Origin of the sequence: Rhabdothermincola salaria (assembly GCF_021246445.1) — a bacterium.
In the GTDB taxonomy this organism is placed as follows: Bacteria; Actinomycetota; Acidimicrobiia; order Acidimicrobiales; family Acidimicrobilacustridaceae; genus Rhabdothermincola_A; species Rhabdothermincola_A salaria.
In genome coordinates this window covers 1,584,450-1,610,583 of record NZ_JAJQXW010000001.1, presented here as the reverse complement: position 1 = coordinate 1,610,583, position 26,134 = coordinate 1,584,450, and the positions used below count along the sequence as shown (strand labels likewise).

22 protein-coding genes and 1 tRNA gene are annotated in these 26,134 nt (G+C 71.7%); 19 read left to right on the top strand and 4 right to left on the bottom strand.

Annotation, left to right across the window (positions count from 1 at the left end; all coding sequences use genetic code 11):
• Nucleotides 1–4 precede the first annotated feature (4 nt).
• The gene (leuC, locus tag LUW87_RS07505; protein WP_232670509.1) at nucleotides 5–1,411 is read right to left on the bottom strand and encodes a 3-isopropylmalate dehydratase large subunit; all 1,407 of its coding nucleotides are present in this window, start codon (nucleotides 1,409–1,411) and stop codon (nucleotides 5–7) included.
• Between the two features lie 176 nt (nucleotides 1,412–1,587).
• On the opposite strand from leuC, the gene LUW87_RS19145 reads away from it, so the two are divergent.
• Both LUW87_RS19145 and LUW87_RS07495 read left to right on the top strand, forming a co-directional pair.
• Entirely contained in the window at nucleotides 1,588–2,253 is a 666-nt protein-coding gene (locus LUW87_RS19145; RefSeq protein WP_232670508.1) for an IclR family transcriptional regulator, read from the top strand.
• Between the two features lie 5 nt (nucleotides 2,254–2,258).
• Nucleotides 2,259–3,842 (top strand): Ppx/GppA phosphatase family protein, encoded by a 1,584-nt coding sequence (locus LUW87_RS07495; protein ID WP_232670507.1) that lies wholly within the window; start codon nucleotides 2,259–2,261, stop codon nucleotides 3,840–3,842.
• An 18-nt stretch (nucleotides 3,843–3,860) separates the two neighbouring features.
• Here the strand turns inward: LUW87_RS07495 and LUW87_RS07490 are convergent, their stop codons facing one another.
• Together LUW87_RS07490 and LUW87_RS07485 are read right to left on the bottom strand one after the other, a co-directional pair.
• The gene (locus tag LUW87_RS07490) at nucleotides 3,861–4,763 is read right to left on the bottom strand and encodes an alpha/beta fold hydrolase (protein WP_232670506.1); all 903 of its coding nucleotides are present in this window, start codon (nucleotides 4,761–4,763) and stop codon (nucleotides 3,861–3,863) included.
• A 14-nt stretch (nucleotides 4,764–4,777) separates the two neighbouring features.
• Nucleotides 4,778–5,245 (bottom strand): GreA/GreB family elongation factor, encoded by a 468-nt coding sequence (locus LUW87_RS07485; RefSeq protein WP_232670505.1) that lies wholly within the window; start codon nucleotides 5,243–5,245, stop codon nucleotides 4,778–4,780.
• 261 nt (nucleotides 5,246–5,506) lie between these two features.
• Between LUW87_RS07485 and LUW87_RS07480 the strand changes: the two genes are divergently transcribed.
• The 6 genes from LUW87_RS07480 to LUW87_RS07455 all read left to right on the top strand — a co-directional run bounded on the left by LUW87_RS07480 (nucleotide 5,507) and on the right by LUW87_RS07455 (nucleotide 12,661).
• A complete protein-coding gene (locus tag LUW87_RS07480; protein ID WP_232670504.1) occupies nucleotides 5,507–6,481 on the top strand; it encodes a 3-isopropylmalate dehydrogenase in 975 nt (324 codons plus the stop codon).
• Between the two features lie 14 nt (nucleotides 6,482–6,495).
• Nucleotides 6,496–7,413 carry a branched-chain amino acid transaminase gene (locus tag LUW87_RS07475; RefSeq protein ID WP_232670503.1) on the top strand — a complete coding sequence of 306 codons (918 nt, stop codon included), beginning with the start codon at nucleotides 6,496–6,498 and terminating at the stop codon, nucleotides 7,411–7,413.
• Complete coding sequence (cimA, locus tag LUW87_RS07470; RefSeq protein WP_232670502.1) at nucleotides 7,403–9,055, top strand: citramalate synthase; 1,653 nt, start codon at nucleotides 7,403–7,405, stop codon at nucleotides 9,053–9,055. The genes LUW87_RS07475 and cimA overlap by 11 nt, the downstream gene beginning before the upstream one ends.
• 183 nt (nucleotides 9,056–9,238) lie before the next feature.
• Nucleotides 9,239–9,697: a hypothetical protein gene (locus LUW87_RS07465; RefSeq protein ID WP_232670500.1), complete on the top strand. Its 459-nt coding sequence runs from the start codon at nucleotides 9,239–9,241 to the stop codon at nucleotides 9,695–9,697.
• Between the two features lie 231 nt (nucleotides 9,698–9,928).
• The gene (locus LUW87_RS07460; protein WP_232670499.1) at nucleotides 9,929–11,944 is read left to right on the top strand and encodes an HNH endonuclease signature motif containing protein; all 2,016 of its coding nucleotides are present in this window, start codon (nucleotides 9,929–9,931) and stop codon (nucleotides 11,942–11,944) included.
• Between the two features lie 153 nt (nucleotides 11,945–12,097).
• Nucleotides 12,098–12,661, top strand: a complete 564-nt coding sequence (locus tag LUW87_RS07455; protein ID WP_232670498.1) for a hypothetical protein — start codon at nucleotides 12,098–12,100, stop codon at nucleotides 12,659–12,661.
• 82 nt (nucleotides 12,662–12,743) lie between these two features.
• Here the strand turns inward: LUW87_RS07455 and LUW87_RS18735 are convergent, their stop codons facing one another.
• Nucleotides 12,744–13,589 (bottom strand): L,D-transpeptidase, encoded by an 846-nt coding sequence (locus tag LUW87_RS18735; protein ID WP_283251006.1) that lies wholly within the window; start codon nucleotides 13,587–13,589, stop codon nucleotides 12,744–12,746.
• 24 nt (nucleotides 13,590–13,613) lie between these two features.
• On the opposite strand from LUW87_RS18735, the gene gltX reads away from it, so the two are divergent.
• The 11 genes from gltX (at nucleotide 13,614) to LUW87_RS07395 (ending at nucleotide 26,130) form a co-directional block, all read left to right on the top strand.
• On the top strand, nucleotides 13,614–15,053 hold the full coding sequence (gene gltX / locus LUW87_RS07445; protein ID WP_232670497.1) for a glutamate--tRNA ligase: 1,440 nt from the start codon (nucleotides 13,614–13,616) through the stop codon (nucleotides 15,051–15,053).
• 27 nt (nucleotides 15,054–15,080) lie between these two features.
• Nucleotides 15,081–15,674: a YdcF family protein gene (locus LUW87_RS07440; protein WP_232670496.1), complete on the top strand. Its 594-nt coding sequence runs from the start codon at nucleotides 15,081–15,083 to the stop codon at nucleotides 15,672–15,674.
• A 49-nt stretch (nucleotides 15,675–15,723) separates the two neighbouring features.
• A tRNA-Gln gene (locus tag LUW87_RS07435) sits at nucleotides 15,724–15,795 on the top strand.
• 130 nt (nucleotides 15,796–15,925) lie between these two features.
• A complete protein-coding gene (locus LUW87_RS07430; protein WP_346742426.1) occupies nucleotides 15,926–16,882 on the top strand; it encodes a potassium channel beta subunit family protein in 957 nt (318 codons plus the stop codon).
• A gap of 657 nt (nucleotides 16,883–17,539) precedes the next feature.
• A complete protein-coding gene (locus tag LUW87_RS07425) occupies nucleotides 17,540–18,739 on the top strand; it encodes a geranylgeranyl reductase family protein (protein WP_232670494.1) in 1,200 nt (399 codons plus the stop codon).
• Between the two features lie 141 nt (nucleotides 18,740–18,880).
• On the top strand, nucleotides 18,881–21,253 hold the full coding sequence (locus LUW87_RS07420) for a phosphoketolase family protein (RefSeq protein WP_232670493.1): 2,373 nt from the start codon (nucleotides 18,881–18,883) through the stop codon (nucleotides 21,251–21,253).
• Nucleotides 21,250–22,389, top strand: coding sequence for an acetate/propionate family kinase (locus tag LUW87_RS07415; RefSeq protein ID WP_232670492.1), 1,140 nt, complete (start codon nucleotides 21,250–21,252; stop codon nucleotides 22,387–22,389). Before LUW87_RS07420 ends, LUW87_RS07415 begins: the two co-directional genes overlap by 4 nt.
• 243 nt (nucleotides 22,390–22,632) lie before the next feature.
• Nucleotides 22,633–23,919, top strand: coding sequence for a M15 family metallopeptidase (locus LUW87_RS07410; protein ID WP_232670490.1), 1,287 nt, complete (start codon nucleotides 22,633–22,635; stop codon nucleotides 23,917–23,919).
• A gap of 62 nt (nucleotides 23,920–23,981) precedes the next feature.
• Nucleotides 23,982–24,845 (top strand): SDR family NAD(P)-dependent oxidoreductase, encoded by an 864-nt coding sequence (locus LUW87_RS07405; RefSeq protein WP_232670489.1) that lies wholly within the window; start codon nucleotides 23,982–23,984, stop codon nucleotides 24,843–24,845.
• On the top strand, nucleotides 24,842–25,306 hold the full coding sequence (locus tag LUW87_RS07400; RefSeq protein ID WP_232670488.1) for a nuclear transport factor 2 family protein: 465 nt from the start codon (nucleotides 24,842–24,844) through the stop codon (nucleotides 25,304–25,306). Before LUW87_RS07405 ends, LUW87_RS07400 begins: the two co-directional genes overlap by 4 nt.
• Nucleotides 25,303–26,130 (top strand): SDR family NAD(P)-dependent oxidoreductase, encoded by an 828-nt coding sequence (locus LUW87_RS07395; RefSeq protein ID WP_232670487.1) that lies wholly within the window; start codon nucleotides 25,303–25,305, stop codon nucleotides 26,128–26,130. The genes LUW87_RS07400 and LUW87_RS07395 overlap by 4 nt, the downstream gene beginning before the upstream one ends.
• The last annotated feature ends 4 nt before the right edge of the window (nucleotides 26,131–26,134 follow it).

The following is a 26,134-nucleotide window of genomic DNA, read 5'->3' as shown; positions in this document are numbered from 1 at the left end:
CTTTTCAGTCGAGGTCGCCGGGGGCGGCGAACGTGCCGGCGATGGCGGTGGCGGCGGCGACGGCGGGGCTCACCAGGTGGGTGCGCCCGCCGCGGCCCTGACGGCCCTCGAAGTTGCGGTTCGAGGTGGATGCGGCCCGCTCGCCGGGAGCGAGCTTGTCGGGGTTCATGGCCAGGCACATCGAGCAGCCCGGCTCTCGCCACTCGAAGCCGGCCCCGGTGAAGACCTCGTGGAGGCCCTCGCGCTCGGCCTGGAGCTTCACCTGATAAGAGCCGGGCACGACCATGGCGCGCATCCCGGACTTCACCGAACGGCCCTCGGCCACGGCAGCCGCGGCCCGCAGGTCCTCGATGCGCGAGTTGGTGCACGAACCGATGAAGACGGTGTCGACCGGGACCTCGCGGATCGGGGTGCCGGCCGTGAGGCCCATGTACTCCAGGGCTCGGCGGGCGGCGTCCTTGCCCGAGGCCTCCTCGAAGCTGTCGGGGTCGGGCACGGCCCCGCTGAGCTCGACGACCTGACCGGGGTTGGTGCCCCAGGACACGAACGGGGTCAGGGCGCTCCCGTCGATGTGCACGACCTTGTCGAAGCTGGCGCCCTCGTCGGTGGGCAGGCTGCGCCAGTACTCGAGGGCGGCCTCCCAGGCCGGGCCCTTCGGGGCGTGCTCGCGGCCCTCGAGGTAGGCGAAGGTGGTCTCGTCGGGGGCGATGAGACCGGCCTTGGCTCCGGCCTCGATGGACATGTTGCAGACCGTCATGCGGCCTTCCATCGAGAGGTTGCGGATGGCTTCACCCCGGTACTCGATGATCGAGCCGATGCCGCCGCCGGTGCCGATGCGGCCGATGATGGCCAGGATCAGGTCCTTGGCGGTGACCCCGGGCGACAGGGTGCCGTCGACCTCGACGGCCATGGTGCCGGGACGGTGCTGTTGCAGGGTCTGGGTGGCGAGGACGTGCTCGACCTCGCTGGTGCCGATGCCGAAGGCCAGGGCGCCGAACGCGCCGTGGGTGGCGGTGTGGCTGTCGCCGCACACGATGGTCATGCCCGGCAGGGTGAGGCCCTGCTCGGGGCCGATGACGTGCACGATGCCCTGGCCCGGCGAGCCCATGGGGTGCTCGACCACGCCGAACTCGGCGGTGTTGGCCCGCAGCACCTCGACCTGCTTGCGCGAGATCGGATCGGCGATGGGCTGGTCGATGTCGAGGGTGGGGACGTTGTGGTCCTCCGTGGCGACGGTGAGGTCCGGGCGGCGCACGGTCCTCCCGGCCAGCCGCAGGCCGTCGAAGGCCTGCGGGGAGGTCACCTCGTGGACGAGGTGCAGGTCGATGTAGAGCACGTCGGGGTCGCCGTTCGCCCGGCGTACGACGTGGTCGTCCCAGATCTTCTCGCTGAGGGTCCTGGCCTCGGCCATGGGTGCGGTCCTTTCGTCGGCGCCGGCGGGGGCCGACCGGCGCATCTCGAGCCCGACGTCGCGTCTCGGCTGTCCACCTCGACCGGGGAGCCACCCTCGTGGTGGCCGGGCCCTGGTGGGGTGGGTCCGTCTGCGTCCTGCTTGTGTCTCAATATGTGAGACGCTAGTCTTGTCTCGTGGGATCGAGTGTAGGTGGTGTGGGCGTCCTCGACAAGGCCGTGGCCGTGCTGGCCGTGCTCGAGGTCGAGCCCCGCTCCCTGGCCGAGCTGGTGGAGGCGACCGGGCTCACCCGGGCCACGGCCCATCGCCTCGCCGTGGCCCTCGAGCACCACGGGCTCGTGCGACGCGACGACGAGGGGCGCTTCGCCCTCGGCGCCCGGCTGGTCGCCCTGGGCCGGGCCGCCTCGGAAGGCCTGTCCCTCGTCGACGCCGCCGGCCCCGCGCTCGCCGAGCTCCGCGACGCCACCGGTGAGAGCGTGCAGCTGTACCTGCGTGAGGGCGAGGTGCGGGTCTGCGTGGCCGCGCTCGAGTCGCCCCACGGGCTGCGCACCATCGTGCCTGTCGGGGCCCGCCTCCCCCTCGGGGCCGGCTCCGCGGGGCGCCTCCTGGCCGAACCGGACGCCCTTCCCCGACGGGGGTGGGTCGACAGCGTGGGCGAGCGTGAGCCGGGCGTGGCCTCGGTCAGCGCGCCGGTCCTCGACGCCGACGGCCGGATCGTGGCCGCCATGAGCGTCTCGGGCCCCATCGGTCGGACCACCCGGGCACCGGGCCGCCGCTACGGCGCGGCGGTGGTGGCCGCCGCCCGCAGGCTGGAGCGCGACGCCGGGTTGCGACAAGAGTGAACGTCGTGAGCGACGACGCCACCCCCGTCGAGCGGCCCCTCGCGGCCATCGACATCGGCACCAACTCCTTCCACATGGTGGTGGCTCGCATCGGTCGGGGCCCCGGCGACGGCGGTGGCGAGTTCGAGGTCATCGCCCGGGAGAAGGAGATGGTCCGCCTCGGGTCGGCGTCGGGCGACATGAAGCGCCTGGTCCCCGACGCCATCGACCGGGGGGTGCAGGCCCTGGCCCGCATGGCCCGCATCGCGGCCATCCACGACGCCGACGTGCACGCGGTGGCCACCTCCGCGGTGCGCGAAGCGGAGAACGCAGAGGAGTTCCTCTCCCGGGCCCGCGACGAGGCGGGCGTGGAGGTCGAGGTCATCTCGGGGGTGGAGGAGGCCCGACTCATCCATCTGGGCGTGCTGCAGGCCGTTCCCGTGTTCGACCGCCGTCTCGTGCTGGTGGACATCGGCGGCGGCTCGACCGAGATCCTGGTGGGGGAGCGGGGGGAGACCCTCGCCGTGGGGAGCCTCAAGCTCGGCGCCATCCGGCTCACCCGGCGCTTCTTCCGGGGCGACCGGCTCCACCCCGGTGCGGTCGATGCCTGCCGACGCAACATCCGCTCGGTGCTGGCCCCCATGGCCCGCGACGTGGAACGGGTCGGCTTCGAGGTGGCGGTGGTGTCCTCGGGTACCGCCGAGGCCGTGGTCGCCATGGCCCTCACGGCGCGGGGTGACGAACCGGCGCGGACCTACAACAACGCCTCGGTGACCGCCGCCGAGATCGCCGCCGTCGTCGACGAGCTCATCGCGGCCGAGACGGTCGAGGGCCGGCGACGGCTGCCGGGCATGGACGCGGGGCGGGCCGACATCATCCTGGCCGGGGCCCTCATCCTCGACGGCGTGGTGCGTGGCCTCGGCATCGACGAGGTGGTCTTCTCGGACTACGCCCTGCGCGAGGGAGCGCTGCTCGATGCCCTCGCCCGCCGCCGGGGGGCCAACCTCCACCACCTGCGCGACCTCCGCCGTCGTAGCGTGGTGGCCCTCGCCGCGTCGATGGACGACGAGCCGGAGCACTCCGAGCGCACGGCCGGGCTGGCGCTGGAGCTGTTCGACGCCACCGCCCGCTGGCACGGCCTCGACGACGAGTGGCGCGAGCTGCTCGAGGCCGGGGCGTTGCTGGCCAACGTGGGGCAGGCCATCTCCCACTCCGAGCACCACAAGCACAGCTACTACCTGATCCGCCACTCCGACCGATTGGCCGGCTTCACCGACCACGAGATCGAGCTCATCGCCCTGATCGCCCGCTACCACCGCAAGAGCGCACCGAAGCCCAAGCACACCGAGTTCGCCCGCCTCCGGCCGGAGGACCAGGAGGCGGTGACGGTCCTCGCCGGCATCCTGCGGGTGGCCATCGCCCTCGACCGCTCCCACGCCGGCCCCGTCGAGCACCTCCGGGTCACCAGCGCCAACGGCTCGGGTCCGTTGCAGATCCTCGTCACCGGCCGTCCGGGAGCCGACCTCAGCCTCGAGCTGCACACCGGGACGGAGCGCAAGGACCTCCTCGAGCGGGTCCTGGGCCACCGCATCGACCTGGTGGCCACCTGAGGCGCACCGGCAGGCGCCTCACCCCGCGGCGGCGTGGTGGCAGGCCTCGAGGAGGGCGGGCACGAACGCCGGTGGATCGACGGCACAGACGTCGTGGGCCCCGTCGACCTCCCAGACCCGGGCGCCGGGGATGGCTTCGGCCAGCCGCCGTTGGCGTCGAGGGGGCACGGTGGCGTCGAAGCGGGGGATGACCACCCCGGTCGGGACGTCGACGTCGCGTATCCAGGCCTTGGAGGAGAACGTCGACAGCGCGTGGCCGGCCTCGAGGATGGAACGCAGGTCGTTGAGGCGCGCCTGGTCCCGAGCCCAGCGGCCCAACGGCGTGTCCTCGTAGCGGGCCACCAGGACCCTGTCGGTGACGCGCCGGCGCAACCCGATGGGCGCGGCCCGGGCGGCCACGGTGAGCCCGGCGATGACGCCGAACACGGCGTGCTCGCTCGGATGGGCCTTGAAGTTGCGGCTGGTGGCGCACAGCACCAGACCCTGGACCCGCGAGCGGTGGCGCTGCCAGAGGAGCTGGGCGATCGGGCCGCCCATCGAGTAGCCGACCGGTACGAAGCGTTCGATGCCGAGCACCTCGGCCAGGGCGGCGACGTCGTCGGCGCAGTCCTCCAGACGGAAGCGACGCCAGGTGCGCAGACCCAGACCGTGACCCCGGTGGTCGAGGGCCACCACCCTGAAGTGCTCACCGAGAGGCTGATAGGTGGCGAACCAGTTCAGGGCGGAGTTGGCCGTCCAGCCGTGGAGCAACACGACGGTCGGGGCCCCTGGTGGCCCCGCGACCTCGCGCACGAAGGTCGTGCCTCTACCGGGGAGCTCCACGACACGACCCTCGGGCAACCCGGGGGTGGGGAACGGCGCGGTGGCCTCCGGATCATCGGCCTCGCCATGGTCGTCGGCGGAGGACCGGGGCTGGCTCACCGGCGTGGCGCCACTCAGGCCTCGATGTCGACGATCTCGACCCGCAGCTCGCCGTTGGGCGCCTCGTAGCCGACGACCTCGCCGATGCGCCGGCCCATCAGCGCCTGGCCGAGCGGTGAGCCCGGAGAGACGACCTCGACGTCGCCGTTGCGCTCCTCGATGGAGCCGATGAGGAAGCGCTCCGGATCGTCGTCGCCTTCGTAGCAGATGGACACGACGACGCCGGTGGCGACCGAGTCGGTGGCGCCCGCCTCCACGATCTCGCAGTCCTGCAGGAGCGCCTGCAGGTGGCGGATGCGTCCCTCCATCTTGCCCTGCTCCTCCTTGGCGGCGTGGTAGTCGCCGTTCTCGGAGAGGTCGCCCAGCTCACGGGCGGCCTGGATCTTGCGGGCGATGTCGACCCGGCCGTGCGTGGTGAGCTCCTCGAGCTCGCTGCTCAGGCGGTCGTAGGCTGATTGTGAGAGGTGGTGGACGTCGGGCACCTGGTGGATGGTAGCGAGGCGGAGCGGGCGGGCATACCCCTGTGCGCCGCCTCGGCGAGGGGGGTACACTCTGCGTCGTGCCCGTCGCCCCCACGACCCTGGTAGCGATCATTCGGTAGCGCACGCCGTTCGTCGGTGTGCGCTTCTCTGGCCGTCCACCTGGTGGGCGGCTTTGTCGTTGTAGGGGCCGCTGTGCACACTGTGGCCCCGTCGTCGGGAGAGCCGACGGCGCCGCCACCCAAGCCTGCTCGGAGAATTGCGTTGAGTCACAGGATCGGAGTCATCCCCGGAGACGGCATCGGCCACGAGGTCGTCCCGATCGCGCTCGGCATCGTGCGGGCGGCGGGTGTCGAGCTCGACACGGTCGACTACGACCTCGGCGGTGAGCGCTACCTGCGCGACGGGGTCGTCCTCGACGACGCCACCATCGCCGAGTGGCGTGGTCTCGACGCCCTCTTCCTCGGTGCGGTAGGCACCCCCGACGTGCCTCCTGGCGTCATCGAGCGGGGGCTGTTGCTCAAGATGCGCTTCGACCTCGACCTCTACGTGAACCAGCGTCCGTTCCTGGCCCCCGGGCACGAGTTCATCGTGATCCGCGAGAACACCGAGGGCACCTACGCCGGCGAGGGCGGTTTCCTGCGCAAGGGGACCCCCCACGAGGTCGCCACGCAGGGGTCGGTCAACACCCGCTTCGGGGTCGAGCGCTGCGTGCGCTACGCCTTCGAGCTGGCTCGCAGCCGGGAGCGCAAGCACCTCACGTTGGTCCACAAGACCAACGTGCTCACCTTCGCCGGCGACCTGTGGGAGCGCACCTTCGACGCCGTGGCCGCCGAGTACCCCGATGTGGAGACCGCCTACAACCACGTCGATGCCGCGTGCATCTACTTCGTCGAGAGCCCGCAGCGCTACGACGTGATCGTCACCGACAACCTCTTCGGCGACATCCTCACCGATCTGGGTGGAGCGGTGTCGGGGGGCATCGGGCTCGCCTCCTCGGGCAACCTCAACCCCGATCGCACCGGACCGTCGATGTTCGAGCCGGTGCACGGCTCGGCCCCCGACATCGCCGGTCAGAACAAGGCCAACCCGGTCGCCGCCATCCTCTCGGCGGCCATGATGCTCGACTTCCTGGGCGAGGCCGACGCGGCCGCACGCATCCGTGCGGCGTGTGCCGAGACCGCCACCCTCACCGGATCCACCACCGAGATCGGCGACGCTGTCGCCGGCCGGCTGTAACAGGGGGAACACCTGTGCCCATCACACCCACCGAGAAGATCTGGATGAACGGCGAGCTCGTCGCCTGGGACGACGCCCGCATCCACGTGCTCACCCACACCCTGCACTACGGCATGGGCGTGTTCGAGGGCATCCGGGCCTACGAGACGCCCCAGGGCCCGGCCGTGTTCCGTCTCACCGAGCACATGGCCCGCCTGCACAACTCGGCCAAGATCATGGGGATGGAGCTGCCCTACTCCGTCGAGGAGCTGGTGCAGGCCACCAAGGACGTGGTGCGGGCCAGCGGGTTGCCATCGGCCTACATCCGTCCCATCGCCTACTACGGCTACGGCGAGATGGGCCTCAACACCCTGCCCTGCTCCATCGACGTGTCCATCGCCTGCTGGCCGTGGGGCGCCTACCTGGGCGAGGAGGCGGTCACCAAGGGCGTGCGCATGAAGATCTCGTCGTGGACCCGCCACGACCACAACACCATGCCGCCGGCGTCCAAGACCACCGGCAACTACGTGAACTCCTCGCTGGCCAAGGTCGAGGCCCTCAAGGCTGGCTACGACGAAGCCATCATGCTCAGCCCGCAGGGGTTCGTGAGCGAGTGCACCGGCGAGAACATCTTCGTGGCCCGCGACGGCGTGCTCGTCACCCCGCCGGTGGCCGCCGGGGCCCTCGAGGGCCTCACCCAGGACACGGTGATCGCCATCGCCAAGGACTTCGGCTTCGAGGTCCGCTTCGACTACCTCACCCGCAGCGACCTCTACGTCTGCGAGGAGATGTTCGTGTGCGGCACCGCCGCCGAGGTCTCGGCGGTCAACTCGGTCGACGACCGGGACATCCCGTGCCCCGGCCCGATGACCACGGCCATCGCAGCCGAGTACGCCCGAACCGTGCGCGGCGAGGTCGACCGCTACAAGGACTGGTTGGAGCATGTCCACTAGCAACGGCGCACCCCGCCCCGGCGCCACGGCCGCCGGCACCCCCCAGCTCCCCGAGTCGGTCGAGATCTTCGACACGACGCTGCGCGACGGCGCCCAGTTCGAGGGCATCTCGCTCACGGTCGACGACAAGCTGCGCGTCGCCGAGCAGCTCGACTGGCTCGGCGTCCGCTGGATCGAGGGCGGGTACCCGCAGGCCAACCCCCGCGACGAGGAGTTCTTCCGGCGCGCACCCACCGAGCTCGATCTCTCCACCGCCGAGCTGGTGGCCTTCGGCTCCACCCGCCGTCCCGCCGGCAAGGTCGACGTCGACCCCACCCTGTCGGCGTTGGTGGGAGCCGGCACCGGCACGGTGTGCATCGTGGGCAAGAGCTGGGACTTCCACGTCACCGAGGCTCTGCGCACCACCCTCGACGAGGGCGTGGCCATGGTCGGCGAGTCGGTGCGCTTCCTGGCCGATGCGGGCCTGCGGGTCTTCTTCGACGCCGAGCACTTCTTCGACGGCTACAAGGCCAACCCCGAGTACGCCCTCCGGGTGCTCGAGGCGGCTGCGGTCAACGGCGCCGCCTGCGTGGTGCTGTGCGACACCAACGGCGGTTCGCTGCCCCACGAGGTCCAGCACATCACCACCCAGATCACCTCGCACCTGGGCGCCGACGTGGCGGTCGGCATCCACACCCAGAACGACTCGGGCTGCGCGGTGGCCAACTCCGTGGCCGCGGTGCTCGGTGGGGCGACCCAGGTCCAGGGCACCATCAACGGCTACGGCGAACGCACCGGCAACGCCAACCTGATGACGGTCATCCCCGACCTCACCCTCAAGCTCGGCGTGGCCACCCTCCCCGAGGGCCGCATGGAGCGGCTCACCCTGGTGAGCCACCGGGTGGCCGAGCTGGTCAACCTGCCGCCCCAGCCCTCCGACCCCTTCGTCGGCGTCTCCGCCTTCGCCCACAAGGGCGGCCTGCACACCTCGGCGCTCGGCCGCGCCGGCGGAGCCACCTACGAGCACGTCGACCCCTCGGTCGTCGGCAACCACACCCGGGTCCTCGTCTCCGACCTCGGTGGCCGGGCCGGCATGTCCATGAAGGCCGCCGAGTTCGGGCTCGAGCTCGACGACCGCGCCGCGGGCGCCCTCAGCGAGGACCTCAAGCGCCTCGAGTCCGTCGGCTGGACCTTCGAAGCCGCCGACGCCTCGCTCGAGCTGCTGATGCGTCGAGCCGCCGGCTGGGAGCAGTCCTTCTTCCAGGTGGAGGCCTACCGCGTCTCGAGCTACCACCGCGAGGGTCCGGTCATGCCCAGCGGCGAGGTCGAGGTCACCGTGGAGGCCACGGTCAAGCTGTGGATCGACGGCCACCGCGTCGCCGCCGTGGGCGAGGGCAACGGCCCGGTCAACGCCCTCGACGCCGCCGTGCGGCGCGCTCTCAACGGGCGCTTCCCGGTGCTCGACCGCATCCACCTCACCGACTTCAAGGTGCGTGTCGTCGACGGCGGAGCGGCCACCGGGGCGGTGGTGCGGGTGCTGGTCGACTCCACCGACGGCGAACGGGTCTGGACGACCGTCGGCGTCGACAGCAACGTGATCGAGGCCTCGTGGCAGGCCTTGATGGACTCCATCCAGTACGGCCTGCTGCACGGCTCGGACTGACCGCCCGGGTCCTCTCGGTCGGCCGCTCTCGTCGGTCGGGCCGCGCTTCGACGGTGGCCGGCGGCACCTCCGGGAAGGCCGCCGGCAGTGGTGGTCGCCGCAGAGGGGAGACTCGCGGGCCACGGATCGGGTAGGCACCAGGGGCCGGCACCGCGTGGTGCTGGTCGACCACCGAGGAGCACCGTGGAGATCATCCGAAACGACGACGGCACCCTGGTCGTCCCCGTGGAACCCGAGCGTGGGCCCGACGCCGAGGGCGACGAGCCCGATGCGGCGGAGGAGCCCGCCGGTCCGACGACCCGGCTCCTCCACCCCGGCGAGGGTGGCTACGACGAGGCCCTGGCCGAGTGGGACCTCCAACAACACGACGGCGAGGCGGCCACTTCGACCGCCGACGGCCGCAAGGAGGCCAGGGCACTCGTCCACGCCGTGGCCGAGGACCCCGATCACGCCGTCGCCGATGCGGTGGCCGGGCTCGACGACCCCTCCGCCAGCGCCGAGGCGCTGCGCCACGTCCTCGCCGGTGGCGTGCACTCCGTGGAGGACTTCGCCGCCGAGGTCGCCGACGCCGAAGGCGGCGAGCCTCTGCCCACCCACCAGGCCAGCAAGATCATCGGCGAGATCGTGGCCGAGCTCGAGTGAGCTACGGGGTTGAGGGGCTGAGGGGCTGAGGGTCCGGCCCCTCGGAGGCGCAGCCCGGGCTGCCGCCGGGCCCGAGGTCGTGGTGCGCGGGCAGGACGAGACGGACCGCCGGCCACGTGCGGTGTGGGTGTCGGCGCGCCCGGTGAGAATCCGTTCGAACTCCGAAAAAGGTCGCGAAATAGTTCGGTATCTACGCTGCATCTCGAACATGTGTCTGGTAGATTGGGACGCATGTTCGAAAGGGCTGCGACCGGGAGAATCGGCGACATCACCGCCCCCGGCGCGGCCGCCCCGGTCGCAGAGCACACCCCGACTGACCACAGTTCGAACGACCCCGGCCTCGAGGGTCACGACTCGACCGGTCACGACCTCAATGGGCACGGCCCGGTCGGCGACGGCCTCGACGGCCTCGACGGCCTCGACGGCCTGGGCGGTGGCGGCTTGGGTGGTTTGCCTGATGCGGTGGTGGGGGAGGCTGGGATCGTGGCGCTGTCGGCCCGGATCGATCGCCTGGAAGCGGTTCGGGTGGCGGCGTTGGTGGGGTTCTTCGCCGCTGACGGTCACCGCGGTGAGGGGTTCCCGACCAAAGCGTCGTGGATGCGAGCCCGCCTCGGGTTGACCGAATCGGCGGCGCGGGCGTTGCTGGTGCGTGCCGATCGCCTGTCGGCCTGGCCCACCATGGGGTCGTTGTGGGTCGACGGGTCGCTGTCGGGGGCGCAGGTGGAGATGGCGGTCCGGTTGATCCCCAAGGGTCTCGTCGAGTTCTACGCCGACCACGACGCGGTGTGTTCGCCGGTGCTGGTCGGGTTGAGTGTGGCCGACACCAAGGTGGTCATCGAAGACTGGGTGGCCCGCGCTGATGCGGTCACCTCGGCGGATCCGGCCCGGTTGGAGGCCCCGCCGGTGGTGGCGCCGTCGGAGACGCAGTGGTCACGCACCCTCGACGATCGCGCCGAGCAGCGCAGCACCTTCGCGCCGGGTGATGCCACCGTGATCGAGAACGCCCTACGGGTCGCGGAACGCGCCGACGAACCCGGTGAGGTGCGCACCGCCGCGCAACGCCGAGCTGAGGCGTCGGTGACCATCGCCCGCTTCTTCCTCGATCACCACACGACCAGGGCTGGCCGTCCGGGGCGTCAGCACCCCCACATCATGGCCATCGCCGACCTGGATTCGTTGGCTGCGTCGGTGCTGTGGGGCGCCGGGATCACCACCAGAGACCAACTCGAAGCCTGGTGCGCTCTGCACGGGTACACGCCGGCCACCGAAGCGTTCCTCACCCACGCCCTGGCCCGCGGATCCACAGTCATGGGAACCATCGAAGGACGCACCCTGCCCCCCGAGGTCGTCAACGAGCTGTTCGGGGAGGGCACCACCCTGGCCCGGCTGTTGACCATCGACGGACAGATCCTCGATCACGGTCGTTCCATCCGCCTGGCCACCCCCACCCTGCGCGACGCCATCCTCGCCCGTGACGGCACCTGCCGCTACCCCGGCTGTCACGCCCCCGCCGCCTGGGTCGACATCCACCACGTCCGTGCCTGGACCGACGGTGGCCCCACTTCTGTCGTCAACCTCGTCGCCCTGTGCGGCGCCCACCACGGTCTCGTGCACCGCAAAGGCCACGGCCTCAGCGTCGAACCCGACGGCACCGTCGTGTTCACGTTCCCCGACCGCCCACCCGTGCTCTCACCACCCCCGAGACGCACCCGACCACCCCGCCTCCCACTCCACCACCCCACCGTCGACGCCCTCACCCCCGACCCCTTCACCCCACCCACCGGCGAGCCCGTCGCGAACGACCGGCCCGTCGCGAACGACCGTCCCGTGGCAGGCACCGAGTCCGTGGCCACCCGCCGCACTGCCAGCTCCGCCGGAACCGAAACGACCACGGCCGACACCCACGGCACCCGGCCCGACGAGGCCCAGCCCGACGACGCCGCTGGTCGCGGCGGCGATCTGGTCGTGCCCGCCGAGTTCGTCGACGTCTTCGAGCCGGCCACGACCCCAGGCCAAGCCGGGGTCCGCGAGAAGGCCGAGCTGACCGAGAAGGCCGAGCTGACCGAGAGGGCCGAGAGGGCCGAGAGCGCCGAGCTGACCGAGATCGCCGAGATCCTCGACGAGGTCGTGGCCCTGCTCACCAGCGGCGCCCTCGGACCCCACGACACCAACGGCGACCCCCTCGACGACGACGCCGTCGACGCCCTCATCCGCCACCGAGCCCACCAACTCGTCCGAGCCGCCTGACCGGGAGCCGGGAACCGCAACGGTTCCTCGCTCGTCGGACACAGCGTGGATGTGAACGGCAACCGACGGCGACGATCGCGGTGGCGACCGGGCGTCGCCGGAGCCCGGGCCACGTTGGGCTCCGCACCGAGGCGAGAACTAACGTGCCCGGCGATGGCTGCTCCCGACTACGTGCCCACGCCCACCGACGACAAGGCCCGCGTCTACGCCTCGCCGCCGCGTCGGCCCGATTCGTGGCGAGCCGATCGGCCCGCCGAGCTCGGCGGACGCCAGCCCCAGGGGCCCCGGCTGGGGAACCCCGGGCCCGACCAGGGCTACGCCATGAAGTTGGCCAACCAGTTCCGCGGGAAGCTGGTGCTCACCGCAGGGGAGCACGAGGACGACGCCCTCTCCGGGTGCCTGGCTCTCGCCATGCGCCGCGCTGCGCTGTTCGGGCGCGCCCCGATGATCCACGACATCACCTTCGCCCTCAACCTCTGGGGCTTCCTCACCGAGCCGACCTCGGAGCTGGCCGCGGCCCGGCGCGACGCCTTCGCCGGGGTCGCCAGCTCGCACCACTACACCGAGCGGGGAGCGTTGGTCGCCAGCGTGCCCGACGACGTCCTGCGCCTCACCCCGGCCGAGGTCGCCACCATGGTGGCCGCCGAGCCGGCCCGGGTGCTGGCCCTCGCCGAGGCGGCCCTCGCCGCCCACGGCGCCGACACCTCCACCCACTGATCCGGCCCCGGAGGGCCCGAGGCAGCTGAGAGGCGCCCAACCGGCGCCCCTCGCAGGGGCGAGCGGCCCAGACCTCCGGGTCCTAGGCCAGCACGTCGACTGGGGTGCCGGCCGGGAGGATCTCGGCCAGGCGGATCACCACGTCGTTGGGCATCCGGATGCAGCCGTTGGAGGCCTGGGTGCCGATGAGCTCGGGCTGGTTGGTGCCGTGGAAGGCCACCACCGGAAGGCCGCCGTCGAAGGTGTCGAGGCTCTCGCTGTAGGCGTTGGTGGACAGCACCCACGGGCCGTAGACGCCACCGGGGTTGGACTGCTCGATCTTCTCGTTCAGGTAGAAGCGCCCGGTCGGGGTGTAGGTGTTGTCCTGGCCGATGACGACCTGGGTCTCTTCGATGACCTCGTCGCCGTCGTACACCTTGAGGTTGAAGTCCGAGAGGCTCAGCTCCATGCGGTAGGAGTGGGTGCTGGTCTCGACGTCGGCGGCGCGGACCCACCCTTCCAGCTGGTTCGGGCGAGCGGGGATCATGACCCGCAGCCACTCGCCGGCGTCTTCGGTCACCACCACCACGAGGGGGTTCCCGAAGTAGGTGGGGTTCTCGAACGCCCAGCCGGCGTCGGTCTTGCGGGCTCCGGCGGAGTTGAGGTCCGGGCGGGGGATGGCGGGCAGGGAGCGGTCGAGCACCGTCGTGGAGGTGGAGGTGGTCGGTTCGATGCCCTCGGGCGGCTCGGCCACGACCTCGAGCTCGTCGCCCACGGCGGCGGCCACGGTGACGACGTTGGGGGCGGCCGTCGTGGTGGTGGACTCGACGGTGGTGGTGACCGGCTCGGCCGTGGGCTGGGAACCGCTGGAGCAGGCGCCGGCGAGGAGGCCGAGGGCGACGACCAGGGCCGCGACCAGGCGCGAGAGGGTGGCTCGACGGAGGCTCATGGGCGCCGACGGTACCATCGGCGGGTGACTTCCAGCCCCGCGCCCACCGACGTCTCCACCCCACCGACCCGTGTGCGCTTCGCCCCCTCCCCGACGGGCTACCTCCACATCGGTGGTGCCCGCACGGCCCTGTTCAACTGGCTCTTCGCCCGCCAGCAGGGCGGGGAGTTCCTGTTGCGGATCGAGGACACCGACGCCGAGCGGTCCCGACCGGAGCTCATCGACGTGATCTTCCGGTCGCTCGAGTGGCTGGGCCTCGACTGGGACGGCACGCCGGTGCACCAGTCCCAGCGCGCCGACGCCTACCGGGAGGCCATCGACACCCTGCTCGGCGCCGGCCGGGCCTACTGGTGCGACTGCACGCCCGACGCGGTCAAGGCCCGGGCCGAAGCCAGGGGAGGCACGCCCGGCTACGACGGCCACTGCCGCGACCGGGGCCTCGGTCCGGGCGAGGGCCGGGTGGTGCGCTTCGCGGTGCCGACGGACGGCACCGTGGCCTTCGACGACGTCATCCGGGGGGCGGTCTCGTTCGAGAACGCCCACCTCGAGGACTTCGTGATCGTGCGCTCCAACGGCACCCCGATGTTCCACCTGGCCAACGCCGTCGACGATGCCGCCCAGGGGATCACCCACGTGATCCGCGGCGAGGACCTCATCAACGTCACGCCCAAGGTGCTGTTGCTGCGCGACGCGCTCGACACTCCCGGCTCGCTCACCTTCGCCCACCTCCCCCTCATCGTGAACGAGAAGCGCCAGAAGCTCTCCAAGCGCCGCGACGACGTCTCGGTGGGCGACTACATCGACCGGGGCTACCTCTCCGAGGCGATGGTGAACTACCTGGCCACCCTCGGGTGGGGTGCGCCCGACGGCATCGAGATCCGACCCCTGGCCGAGATCGTCGCGCTGTTCCGCCTCGCCGACGTGAACAAGGCCGGCGCCTTCTTCGACGTGAAGAAGCTGCAGCACTTCAACGGCGAGTACATCCGGGACCTCTCGCTGCCGCAGTTCGTGAGCCGCTCCACCCGTTGGCTCTACGCCGAGGACGTCCCGTGGGCGCCCGACGCGTTCGACGTGGCCACCTTCGAGGTGCTCGCCCCCCTGGTCCAGGAGCGGGTGAAGCTGCTCTCCGAGGTCCCCGGCTACGTCGACTTCGTCTTCCTGCCCGAGCCGGTGATCGACGACGCGTCCTGGCAGAAGGTGATGGTCAAGGGCCGCGACCTCGCCGTGGCGGTGCTCGCCCATGCCGAGCGGGTCTTCGCCGACTGCCCCTGGACCCGCGAGGACCTCGAGGTCGTGCTGTTCGCCTACGCCGAGGATCACGAGGTGGCCAAGGGCAAGGTGCAGGCCCCGGTGCGGGTGGCCGTCACCGGTCGCAGCGTGGGCCCGCCCCTCTTCGAGTCGTTGGAGGTGCTCGGCCGCGACGAGACCTTGACGCGGATCCGTGCTGCAGCAGCGCGAGTCTGAGCCGGTGACGATCGAGGCGACGAGGGCGTGATCCGGTGGGCCGTGCGCCTGGCTTTGGGCGTGGTCGCGCTCGGGGTGCTCTACGTCGGCGTGACCTTCGTGCAGGTCTGGCACGCCGCCCGTCAGGACGACACCAGCGCGGCGTCGGCCATCGTGGTGATGGGCGCCGCCCAGTGGAACGGCGTGCCCTCACCGGTGCTGCGCTCCCGCCTCGACCACGCCGCCGCCCTCTACGAGCAGGGGGTGGCGCCCCTCGTGGTGGTCACCGGCGGCAAGCAACCGGGCGACGAGTTCACCCAGGGCCAGAGCGGCTACCAGTACCTGCGCGACGTGGGTCTCCCCGACGAGGCGCTCAAGGTGGAGGTCGGGGGGACCAACAGCTACGAGGAGCTGGCCGCCTCGGCGGTCATCCTGCGCCAGGCGCAGGTGGGCGACGACGTCATCGTGGTCACCGATCCCTACCACGCCATGCGGGTGGAGGGCATCGCCGGTGAGGTCGGGCTCGACGCCCACGTCTCGCCCACCGAGGCGTCGTCGTCGTTGCGTTCCCTGGCCAGGGAGACCGCCGCGGTCGCCGTGGGCCGGATCATCGGCTACCGCCGGCTCTCCAACCTGCTGTGAGCGTCAGGTTGGTGGGTCGCGAGCGCGGCCACTAACCTCAGACTGCCCTTCGGGGGTGGTGTAATCGGTAACACAACTGGTTCTGGTCCAGTCGTTGGGGGTTCGAGTCCTCCCCCCCGAGCACGATGACACGGGCGCCGCCGCGGCGGCGCCCGTGTCGCGTCCGGTCGGCTGAGGGGCGCCGATCGGCTCGGATCGGCCGCCACGAGGGCGGTGTCCCTAGCATCGGGCCCATGTCGAACCACGCACCCATGCCACACCGCCGTCTCGGTCGTTCCGGGCTGGAGGTGAGCCTGCTCTCCTTCGGCTCCTGGGTCACCTTCGGCAGCCAGCTCGACACCGGCCTGGCCCGGGACTGCCTGGCCGCCGCTCGCGAGCGCGGGGTGAACTTCTTCGACAACGCCGAGTCCTACGCCGGCGGGGAGTCGGAGCGCATCATGGGCCAGGCCATCGCCGAGCTCGGATGGCCCCGGTGGTCGTACGTGATCTCCACCAAGCTGTTCTGGGGCCTCCACGACGACATCAACATGCGCAACACCCTCAACCGCAAGTACCTCCTGCACGCCATGGAGGGCAGCCTCGAGCGGCTGGGCCTCGACTTCGTCGACGTGGTGTTCTGCCACCGGTCGGATCCGAACACCCCCATCGAGGAGACGGTGTGGGCCATGTCCGACCTCATCGAGCGGGGTCACGCTCTCTACTGGGGCACCTCCGAGTGGTCGGCCGACGAGATCCGCGCTGCGTGGGAGATCGCCGAGCGCCACCACCTCCGCAAACCCGTCGTCGAGCAGCCCCAGTACAACCTGTTCGAGCGCCGGCGCGTGGAGACGGAGTACACCCGGCTCTACGAGGACACGGGGCTGGGGCTCACCACCTGGAGCCCCCTCGCCTCGGGGCTGCTCACCGGCAAGTACCTCGACGGTGTGCCCGAGGGCAGCCGGGCCGCGCTGCCCGGCTACGAGTGGCTGCGCGACATGCTCACCGAGCCGGGCCGCAACGAGGTCGTGCGTCGCCTGGCCGGCATCGCCGACGAGCTCGAGTGCACGCTGTCGCAGCTGGCCATCGCCTGGTGCGCGGCCAACACGGACGTGTCCACCGTCATCACCGGTGCCAGCACCCCCGAACAGGTGGTGGAGAACATGGGCGCCCTCGACGTCCTCGACCGCCTCGACCCCGACATGCTCGACCGCATCGACGCAGTTACATGATGCTCCGGTCGGCAAGCCTCCCTCCGCCGGCTTCGCCGAAGTGACATCTTGCTCCGGTCGGCAAGCCTCCCTCCGCCGGCTTCGCCGAAGTGACATCTTGCTCCGGTCGGCAAGCCTCCCTCCGCCGGCTTCGCCGAAACGCGGGACCCTGCTGAGGCTCCGTCGCTGGCGCTCCTCCGCCTGTTGCGGGTCGGCTGACGCCTGCCCTCAGGTGGGCGACGGGAGCGCCAGCGACCCGCCCACACTACGTCCCGACGAGCTTGCGAGGAGGGCGCCATGGACACGGTCCCGGGGGGTGGACCGCACCACTGGTTCTGACGCGCGCACAGGAGCGAGTGCGGCTCGGCGAAGCTGCCGCTCTGAGCGACTGAGCACGTCAGGTTCTGGTGCGGGACAGGACCCGCCGGAACCCCGAGGGTCCGACAGGTGGGCACCGGCAGCCTCGGGACCCCGAGGACCCGTCAAGGGGGCGATGGGAGCGCCAGCGACACGCCCGCACCGCGTCCCGACGAGCTTGCGAGGAGGGCGCCATGATCACGGTTCTGGTGCGGGACAGGACCCGCCGGGCCCCCGAGGGTCCGAAGGGTGGTGAGAAGGTCATGTGACTCTCACCTCCCGGGTGCGGGAAGCGTCGCTCGAGCAGCGAGACTGGTCGGCATGGAGCGTTGTGATGTCGCCGTGATCGGGGCCGGGCCGGCGGGGTCGGCCGCGGCCACGTGGGCGGCGCGCGGCGGCGCCGACGTCATGCTCTTCGAAAAGGGCGAGCGCGGCCGCGACAAGTCCTGCGGGGACGGGCTCACCCCTCGGGCGGTGGCCGAGCTCGACCGCATGGGGGTCGACATCGGGACCTTCCACCGCATCGACGGCCTGCGGGTGCAGGCCGGTCGCACCGTGCGCGAGGTCGACTGGCCCGACGGGCCCTTCCCTCCCCGCGGTGCGGTCGCTCCTCGGGCCGAGTTCGACGCGCTGCTCATGGAGACGGCGGCCAAGGCCGGCGCCGACCTGCGGGAGCGATCGGTCGCCGAGCCGGTGCTCGACGGCGAGAGGGTCGTCGGCGTGCGCACCAAGCACGGCGAGGTGCGCGCCGACCTCGTGGTCGTGGCTTCGGGAGCGGGCTCGCCCGCGGCGAAGGCCCTGGGTGCGGTGCGGGTCCCCACCTCGCCGTTCGGCCTGGCCATCCGGGCCTACGTCCCGTCCACCCGGGCCGACGACCGGTACATGGAGGCGTGCCTGACCGTCCAGGGTCCCGATGGCGACATCGTCCCGGGCTACGGCTGGGTGTTCCCCGCCGGCGACGGCGTGGTCAACGTCGGGGTCGGTGCGCTCTCCACCATGCGGAACTTCTCGGACCTGAACCTCAACCGCATGCTCGACGCCTACACCGCCCAGGTACGGGAGTCCTGGGGTCTGGGTGAGGTCCTGGCCCGCCCGCGGGCCTGGCGGCTGCCCATGCACGTCGGGCGCCGCCACGGGCCGGGATGGGTGGCCATCGGCGACGCCGCCGGCCTCGTGAACCCGTTCAACGGCGAGGGCATCGACTACGGACTCGAGTCCGGCCGCCTGGCGGCCGAGTGTCACCAGGCCTCCCCCCACCACGCCGATGCGCTGTACGGCGCTCGCCTGGAGGCCGAGTACGACGCCTTCTTCGCGACCGCCCGCCGCTTCGCGTGGGTGATCGGGCGCCCCCAGCTCCTGAGGGTCCTGCTGGCGATGGCGCTCTCCACCGGGTTCACCATGCGTCTGGTGCTCGACATCATGGCCAACCTCGTCGACGAGGAGCACCCGGGGTTGGCCGGCCGGTCGCTGTCGATCGGGGGGCGAGGGCTGGCCCTTCTCGACCCGGTGTTGCGCAGCTGACGGCGGTGACCGCCGGTCGACGGGGGTCCGGCGGGCGGGTGCGTCGCGGTGAACGTGGGGTGAAAGGGTAGGAACCCTCCCCGATGCGCCGCGACCGCGCCGGTAGGTTCCGGCGCACGGTCGGCCAGGGAGGGATGCGCCGTGACCCAGCTCGACGAGCAGGACGCCGAACGCCTCGATCGGTGGTGGCGGGCGGCCAACTACCTCACCGTCGGTCAGATCTACCTCCGCGACAACGTGCTGCTGCGCGAACCGCTGCGCCCCGAGCACGTCAAGCCGCGGTTGCTCGGACACTGGGGCACGTCGCCGGGCCTCAACCTGCTGTGGGCCCACCTGAACCGGCTCATCGTCGCCCGCGACCTCGAGATGCTCTTCGTCTGCGGGCCGGGGCACGGTGGTCCGGCGGTCGTCGCCAACACGTGGTTGGAGGGCACCTGGAGCGAGGTCTACCCCGACATCGGGACGGACGAGGCCGGACTCCGACGGCTCTGCCGGCAGTTCTCCACCCCGGGAGGCTTCCCCAGCCACGTGAGCGTCGAGGTGCCGGGCTCCATCCACGAGGGCGGTGAGCTCGGCTACGCGCTGGTGCACGCCGTCGGGGCCGCGTTCGACGCGCCCGACCGCATCGTGGCCTGCGTGGTGGGCGACGGGGAAGCCGAGACCGGTCCGCTCGAGGGGTCGTGGAAGGGGGTGCGCTTCCTCGATCCGCGCCGTGACGGGGCGGTCCTGCCGATCCTGCACCTCAACGACGGCAAGATCTCCGGACCCACGGTCCTCGGCCGGAGCGACGACGCCGACGTGGCCGCGCTCCTGCGGTCCCACGGCTACGACCCGCTGTTCGTGGAGGGCGACCGGCCCGAGCAGGTGCACGCCGACCTGGCCGACGCCCTCGAGCGGGCGGTCGACACCATCGGCGAGAACCGGGCCGACGCCCGGTCCGGACGGGCCATCGATCCGGCGGTCGGCCTGCCCTGGCGGTGGCCGGCCATCGTGCTGCGCACCCCCAAGGGGTGGACGGGCCCCGGCGTCGTCGACGGTCTGCAGGTCGAGGGCACCTTCCGATCGCACCAGGTGCCGGTGAACCAGGTGCGCACCGACCCCGACCACCTCGCCGTGCTCGAGGAGTGGATGCGCAGCTACCGACCCGAGGAGCTGTTCGGGGTCGACGGCCGGCCGGCTCCCGATCTCGTCGACGGCGCGCCCCGGGGCGACCGTCGCATGAGCGCCAGCCCGGCGGCGAACGGGGGTCGGGTGTCGGTCGCCCTCGATCTGCCCGACTACGTCGACTACGCCTTCGACGTCACCGTGCCCGGCCAGGAGTACCACGAGTCGACCCGCCGTCTGGGGGAGTGGTTGCGCGACGTCTTCGTGCGCAACGCGGAGGACGGGAACTTCCGGCTCTTCTCACCCGACGAGACGAACTCCAACCGCCTCGGTGCCGTCTTCGACGTGGAGAACCGGTGCTGGACCCTGCCCGTCACCGACGACGACGACCACCTCGCTCCCGACGGGCGGGTGATGGAGGTCCTCAGCGAGCACCTGTGCCACGGCTGGCTCGAGGGCTACAACCTGACCGGCCGGCACGGGTTGTTCGCCACCTATGAGGCCTTCGCCATGGTGTCGGCCTCCATGACGGTCCAGCACGCCAAGTGGCTCGATGCTGCCGCCGAGCTCGGTTGGCGGCGCCCCGTCCCCTCGTTGAACGTGCTCCTCACGTCGACGTGCTGGCGCAACGACCACAACGGGTTCAGCCACCAGGGCCCGGGTCTCATCGACACGGTCATCTCCAAGAAGCCCGAGGTGGCGAGGGTCTACCTCCCGCCGGACGCCAACACCCTGTTGTCGGTCGCCGACCACTGCCTGCGCTCTCGTGACTACGTCAACCTCATCGTGATCGACAAGCAGCCTCAGCTGCAGTGGCTCGACATGCGCGCTGCCCGCGAGCACTGCACCCGGGGCTACGGCGACTGGGAGTGGGCCGGCACCTTCGGCGGGGAGGACCCCGACATCGTGCTGGCCTGCGCCGGCGACGTGGTGACCATGGAGACCGTGGCCGCCGCACAGCTCCTGCGTCGGTGGGTTCCCGAGCTGCGCGTGCGCGTGGTCAACATCGTCGACCTCATGACCCTGTTGCCGGCGAACGACCACCCGCACGGGATGGACCTGGTCGCCTTCAACCAGTTGTTCACGCCCGACCAGCACGTGGTGTTCGCCTTCCACGGCTATCCCCGGGCCGTGCACTTCCTGGTGCACGGACAGGGGCGCCAGGATCGCTTCCACGTGCGTGGGTACAAGGAGGAGGGCACCACCACCACCCCGTTCGACATGGTGGTCCTCAACGACGTGAGCAGGTACCAGCTCTGCCTCCAGGCCCTCCGACGGGCCCGGCGCCGGCCGGCTGGGGCCGACGAGCTGGGTGAGCACTGCCGATCGCAGCTGGCCGCCCACGAGCTGTACATCACCGAGCACCTCCAGGACCTCCCCGAGGTGCAGGACTGGACCTGGGAACCGTGACCGAGCCGTCCCTGACCGTCCTGGTCGTCAACGTCGGGTCGAGCACCGTCAAGCTCGACGTGGTGGCGATCGGAGGGGGGCGGGTCGAGGGCGAGGCGAGCGAGGGCGTCCGGATCGTCGGTGAGGCGCTCGACGCACCGCTCGAGCCCGACGCGCTCGAGCGGTTCCTCGACCGGGCCCCCGGCATCGACGTCGTGGGCCACCGGGTGGTGCACGGGGGGCCGCAGCAGTCCGGTCCGGCGATGATCACCGATGACCTCCTGGGCGATCTCGACGAGGTGTCGGTCCTGGCTCCGTTGCACAACCCCCCGGCCCTGCAGGCCATCGAGGTCGTGCGTCGGCTGCGGCCCGGCCTGCCGGCGGTGGCCTGCTTCGACACCACCTTCCACACGACCATCCCGCGAGAGGCGGCCACCTACGCCGTCCCGGCGGAGTGGAGGGACCGTTGGGGGCTGCGTGTCTACGGGTTCCACGGCTTGAGCCACGCCTACGCCACGCGCCGGGCGGCCCGGATGGTGGGTCGTCGCGTCGAGGACCTCCGCGTCGTGACCTGCCACCTGGGGGCGGGGGCATCGCTCGCCGCGGTCCGGGGTGGCCGATCGGTGGCCACCACCATGGGCTTCACGCCGTTGTCGGGCTTGGTGATGGCCACCCGGTCGGGTGACGTCGACCCCGGGGCGTTGATGTGGCTGCAGCAACAGGCCGGTCTGGGCGCCGACGAGATGACCGACCTGTTGTTGCACCGGTCAGGACTGGCCGGGCTCTCGGGGACCAGCGGCGACATGCGCGAGGTGCTCGCCGGGATCGCCGACGGCGACGAGGCCTGCCTGCTGGCGTGGAAGGTCTACAACCACCGGCTCCGCTTGGGGATCAGCGCCATGGTCGGCACCATGAGCGGGCTCGACGTGTTGGTGTTCACCGGTGGGGTGGCCGAGCGGGCCGGGTCGGTGCGCCTCTCGACCTGTGCGTGGGGGGCCTTCCTCGGCCTGGGCATCGACGACGAGGCCAATGCGGCCCACGCTCCTGACACCGATGCCGACCTGAGCGAGGACGGCGCGACGGTGCGCACCCTCGTGGTCCACGCCCGCGAGGACCTCGAGGTGGCCCGCCAGGTGAGCGAGCTGCTCGCCGGCTGACGAAGGCCTCGAACGGCCGGCGAGGGCCCCTGCGGTCGGTCGCCGGGTTGTCCGAAGATGACGATCCGCGGTCGGTGGCTGCCGGATTCGTGGTTCGTTCGGCCCATCCTGGTGGCGATGGCACGTGACATGCGTCACAAGATGATGCGCGCGCGGGGGTTCCGGGCCTGCTACATTGCGGTTCCGTTACAGGTCGTTGACGTCCTCTTACCCACCTCTCGCCGCCAGGAGTCGCTGCTCCCGATGTCCCGCTCCACCCGGGTACTGCGCATCCCCTCGCTCGCGGCCGCCGCCACCGTGCTTCTCGCCGTGGTGCTGGCCGGTACGCCGCTCTCCACCACTCCTGCGGTCGATGCCGACACCGCGGCGGAGCAGCGCGAGGTGAAGGCGCAACGGGCCGAGGTGGCGGGCCAGATCGACACCCTCGAGGCCACCGACGCCGAGGTGAGCGCAGCCCTGGACGCGCTCGAGGCCAACGTGCGTTCCACCCGGGCCCAGATGGCCGACGCCCAGCGGGCGGTCGACGAGGCCGAGGCTCGGGCCCAACAGGCCGAGGACGAGGCTCGCGCCACCGAGGCTCGCATCGGTGAGCTCCGCGCCGCCGTGGTCGACGCTGCGGTCGCGGCGTACGTCCAGCCCGAGGGCGAGCAGGTCCTCGATGCCTTCCAGGAGCTGTCGGCCAACGACGCCAGCACCAAGCAGGCCCTCCTCGAGGTGGCCAACGGCTCCAAGCTCGACGCCGTCGAGGAGTACCGCACCGCCCAGCGCCAGCTCGAGGACCAGCGCGACGAGGCCCGCAGCGCGCGCGACGTCGCCGAGCAACGACGCTCGAGCCTGGCCGACACGGTGGCCGGCTACGAGTCCGCTCAAGCCGAACAGGAGCGAGTGGCCTCCGAGATCGCCACCCGCCTCGGCGACAAGCTCGCCGAGTCCCAGGCGCTCGCCGCCCTCGACCAGCAGCTCTCCGATCGCCTGGCCGCCGAGCAGGCCGCCATCGCCGCTCAGCTGGCCGCCGCGCGAGCCGCTGCCGAGGCGGCCGCCGCCGCCCGGCCGGCGCCGAGCAGCGGCGGAGGTTCTGGGGGTGGCTCCGGTGGAGGCTCCGGTGGTGGCGGCGGACCCGTCACCCAGATCCCCCGTCCGGGGGGCCTCACCAGCGTGCGAGGCATCACCGTGGCCGGTTCCATCGCCGGCAACCTGGCCAGCCTGCTCGAGGCGGCCAGCGCCGCCGGGATCCACCTCACCGGCAGCGGCTACCGCGACCCGGCCATGCAGATCGAGCTGCGCAGGCAGCACTGCGGCACCAGCCAGTACGCCATCTGGCAGATGAACCCCGACTCCTGCAGTCCGCCCACGGCGATCCCGGGGCGCTCGAAGCACGAGCAGGGCCTGGCCATCGACTTCGCCCACAACGGTCGGTCCATCCAGAGCCGCAGCTCCCCGGCCTTCCAGTGGTTGGCGGCCAACGCCGGCCGCTACGGCTTCGTGAACCTGCCCAGCGAGCCCTGGCACTGGTCCACCGACGGCAGCTGACAGCGACCACTGCGGCGATACCGGCGCAGTAGGGTCCTCGCCACGCGTTGCGAGGAGCAGACATGAGTGAACGACCGGTCGCGTTGGTGACTGGCGCCAGTCGGGGGATCGGCAAGGCCGCCGCCCTCGCCCTGGCCGAAGCCGGATTCGATGTGGCGCTCACCGCCCGAACGGTGCGCGAAGGCGAGGGTCGCAGCGAGCCCAACTCGGTGCGCGGCGACGAGCCCGTCGTGGCCCTGCCCGGCAGCCTCGAGACGACGGCGGCCGAGGTGGAACGACGGGGACGTAGGGCGGTGTCGATCCCGATGGACCTGCTCGACCTGGCCAGCGTGGAGGCCGTGCCGGCGGCGGTCCTCGAGGGGTTCGGTCGCATCGACGTGCTGTTCAACAACGCCATCTACCAGGCGGGCGGCACCATGGACCGCCTGCTCGACCTGCAGATGAGCGACCTCGACAACTTGATGCGGGGGAACTTCGCCCACCAGATCCGCCTCATCCAGCTGGTGGTGCCCCACATGGTCGACCACGGCGAGGGGCGGATCATCAACATGGTGTCGGGCTCGGCCCGCCACGACCCGCCCGGGCCGGCCGGCGACGGCGGATGGGGGATCGCCTACGCGGCCTCGAAGGCGGCCTTCGGCCGGGTGGCCGGCGGCATCGAGGCCGAGTACCGCGACCGCGGGGTGCGGGCCTTCAACGTCGATCCCGGCAACGTGGTCACCGAGAAGCGCAAGGCGCTGCGCCCCGACGACGACTTCGAGCAGGGCTTCGGATCGGCACCCGCCGAAGCCACCGGGGCCGTCGTCGCCTGGCTGGCCACCGACCCCGAAGCCACCCGATTCGTGGGCAAGTGGATCTTCGCCCCCAAGCTCTGCGCCGACCTCGGGCTGCTGCCCGACTGGCCGGCAGGTGAGGGCGAGGGGTGAGCGAGCTCCAGTTCCTCCTCGACCGCCTGGCCCTGCAGGACCTCGTCGCCGCCTACGCCACCTGCGTCGACAGCGACGACCCTGCCTCGGCGGCGGCCCTGTTCACGCCGGACGGTGAGCTGCGCATCTTCGAGCGGGGGGCGGAGGCGCCGGTGCGCGAGCGGGTCGGTCCCGAGGCGATCGCCTCGGCCATGGCGGGGCTCGACCGCTACCACACCACCTTGCACGTGATGGCCAACCACACGGTCACGATCGAGGGCGACACCGCCGATGGGGTCACCTACTGCCTGGCGCACCACATCCACGACGTCGACGGGCCCGAGGGCACGACGCTGCCCTACGACTACGTGATGCACATCCGGTACCTCGACCGGTTCGTGCGGGCGCTCGACGGCTGGCGCATCGCCCGTCGCCATCTGGTGGTGGAGTTCACCGAGGACCGACCGATCGCCGTGTCGTGACCGGCGTCGCGCTCGTCACCGGAGCCAGTCGGGGCATCGGCCGGGCGGCAGCGCTGGCCCTGGCCCGGGCCGGCTTCGACGTGGCGGTGTCGGCTCGCACCCTGCGCGAGGGCGAGGGCCGCGTCGAGCCCGACTCGGTGCACGGCGGCGAGTCGGTGGCGGTGGAAGGAAGCCTCGAGCGCACGGCGTCGGAGATCGAGGCTTCCGGCCGGCGGGCCCTGCCGGTCGCCATGGACTTCTGCGACCTGGCCAGCGTCGAGGCCGCGGTCGCGACCGTGCTCGCCGCGTGGGGTCGGGTCGACGTGCTGGTCAACAACGGCCTCTACCGGGGCCCGGGCACCATGGACCGCCTGGCCGACCTGCGCATGGACGACCTCGACCACCTGATGCGGGGGAACTTCGCCTACCAGATCCGGCTCGTCCAGCTGGTGCTGCCCGGCATGCTCGAGCGCGGCCACGGCCGGATCGTCGACATGGTGTCGGGGTCGGCCCGCCACGATCCGCCCGGCCCCGCCGGCGAGGGCGGCTGGGGCATCGCCTACGCGGCCTCGAAGGCGGCCCTCGGTCGGGTCGCCGGCGGCGTGAACGCCGAATACGCCCCTCGTGGCGTGTGGGCCTTCAACGTGGACCCCGGCAACGTGGTCACCGAGCGGCGTCGGGCCCTGCACCCCGACCAGGACTTCACCGACGGCTTCGGCGCCGACAGCCCAGAGGCCACGGCCGAGACCATCGCCTGGTTGGCGAGCTCCCCCGACGCCGAGCGCTTCCTGGGTCGCTGGGTGTTCGCGCCCAAGCTGGCCGAGGACCTGGCCCGCCGCTCCTGACGGG

Bases quoted from the DNA above. Each gene is read 5' to 3' on its own strand.
- leuC (WP_232670509.1), bottom strand. From the start codon at position 1,411: ATGGCCGAGGCCAGGACCCTCAGCGAGAAGATCTGGGACGACCACGTC.
- cimA (WP_232670502.1), top strand. From the start codon at position 7,403: ATGTCCACTAGCAACGGCGCACCCCGCCCCGGCGCCACGGCCGCCGGC.
- LUW87_RS07460 (WP_232670499.1), top strand. From the start codon at position 9,929: ATGTTCGAAAGGGCTGCGACCGGGAGAATCGGCGACATCACCGCCCCC.
- LUW87_RS07455 (WP_232670498.1), top strand. From the start codon at position 12,098: ATGGCTGCTCCCGACTACGTGCCCACGCCCACCGACGACAAGGCCCGC.
- LUW87_RS18735 (WP_283251006.1), bottom strand. From the start codon at position 13,589: ATGAGCCTCCGTCGAGCCACCCTCTCGCGCCTGGTCGCGGCCCTGGTC.
- LUW87_RS07430 (WP_346742426.1), top strand. From the start codon at position 15,926: ATGCCACACCGCCGTCTCGGTCGTTCCGGGCTGGAGGTGAGCCTGCTC.
- LUW87_RS07425 (WP_232670494.1), top strand. From the start codon at position 17,540: ATGGAGCGTTGTGATGTCGCCGTGATCGGGGCCGGGCCGGCGGGGTCG.
- LUW87_RS07410 (WP_232670490.1), top strand. From the start codon at position 22,633: ATGTCCCGCTCCACCCGGGTACTGCGCATCCCCTCGCTCGCGGCCGCC.
- LUW87_RS07405 (WP_232670489.1), top strand. From the start codon at position 23,982: ATGAGTGAACGACCGGTCGCGTTGGTGACTGGCGCCAGTCGGGGGATC.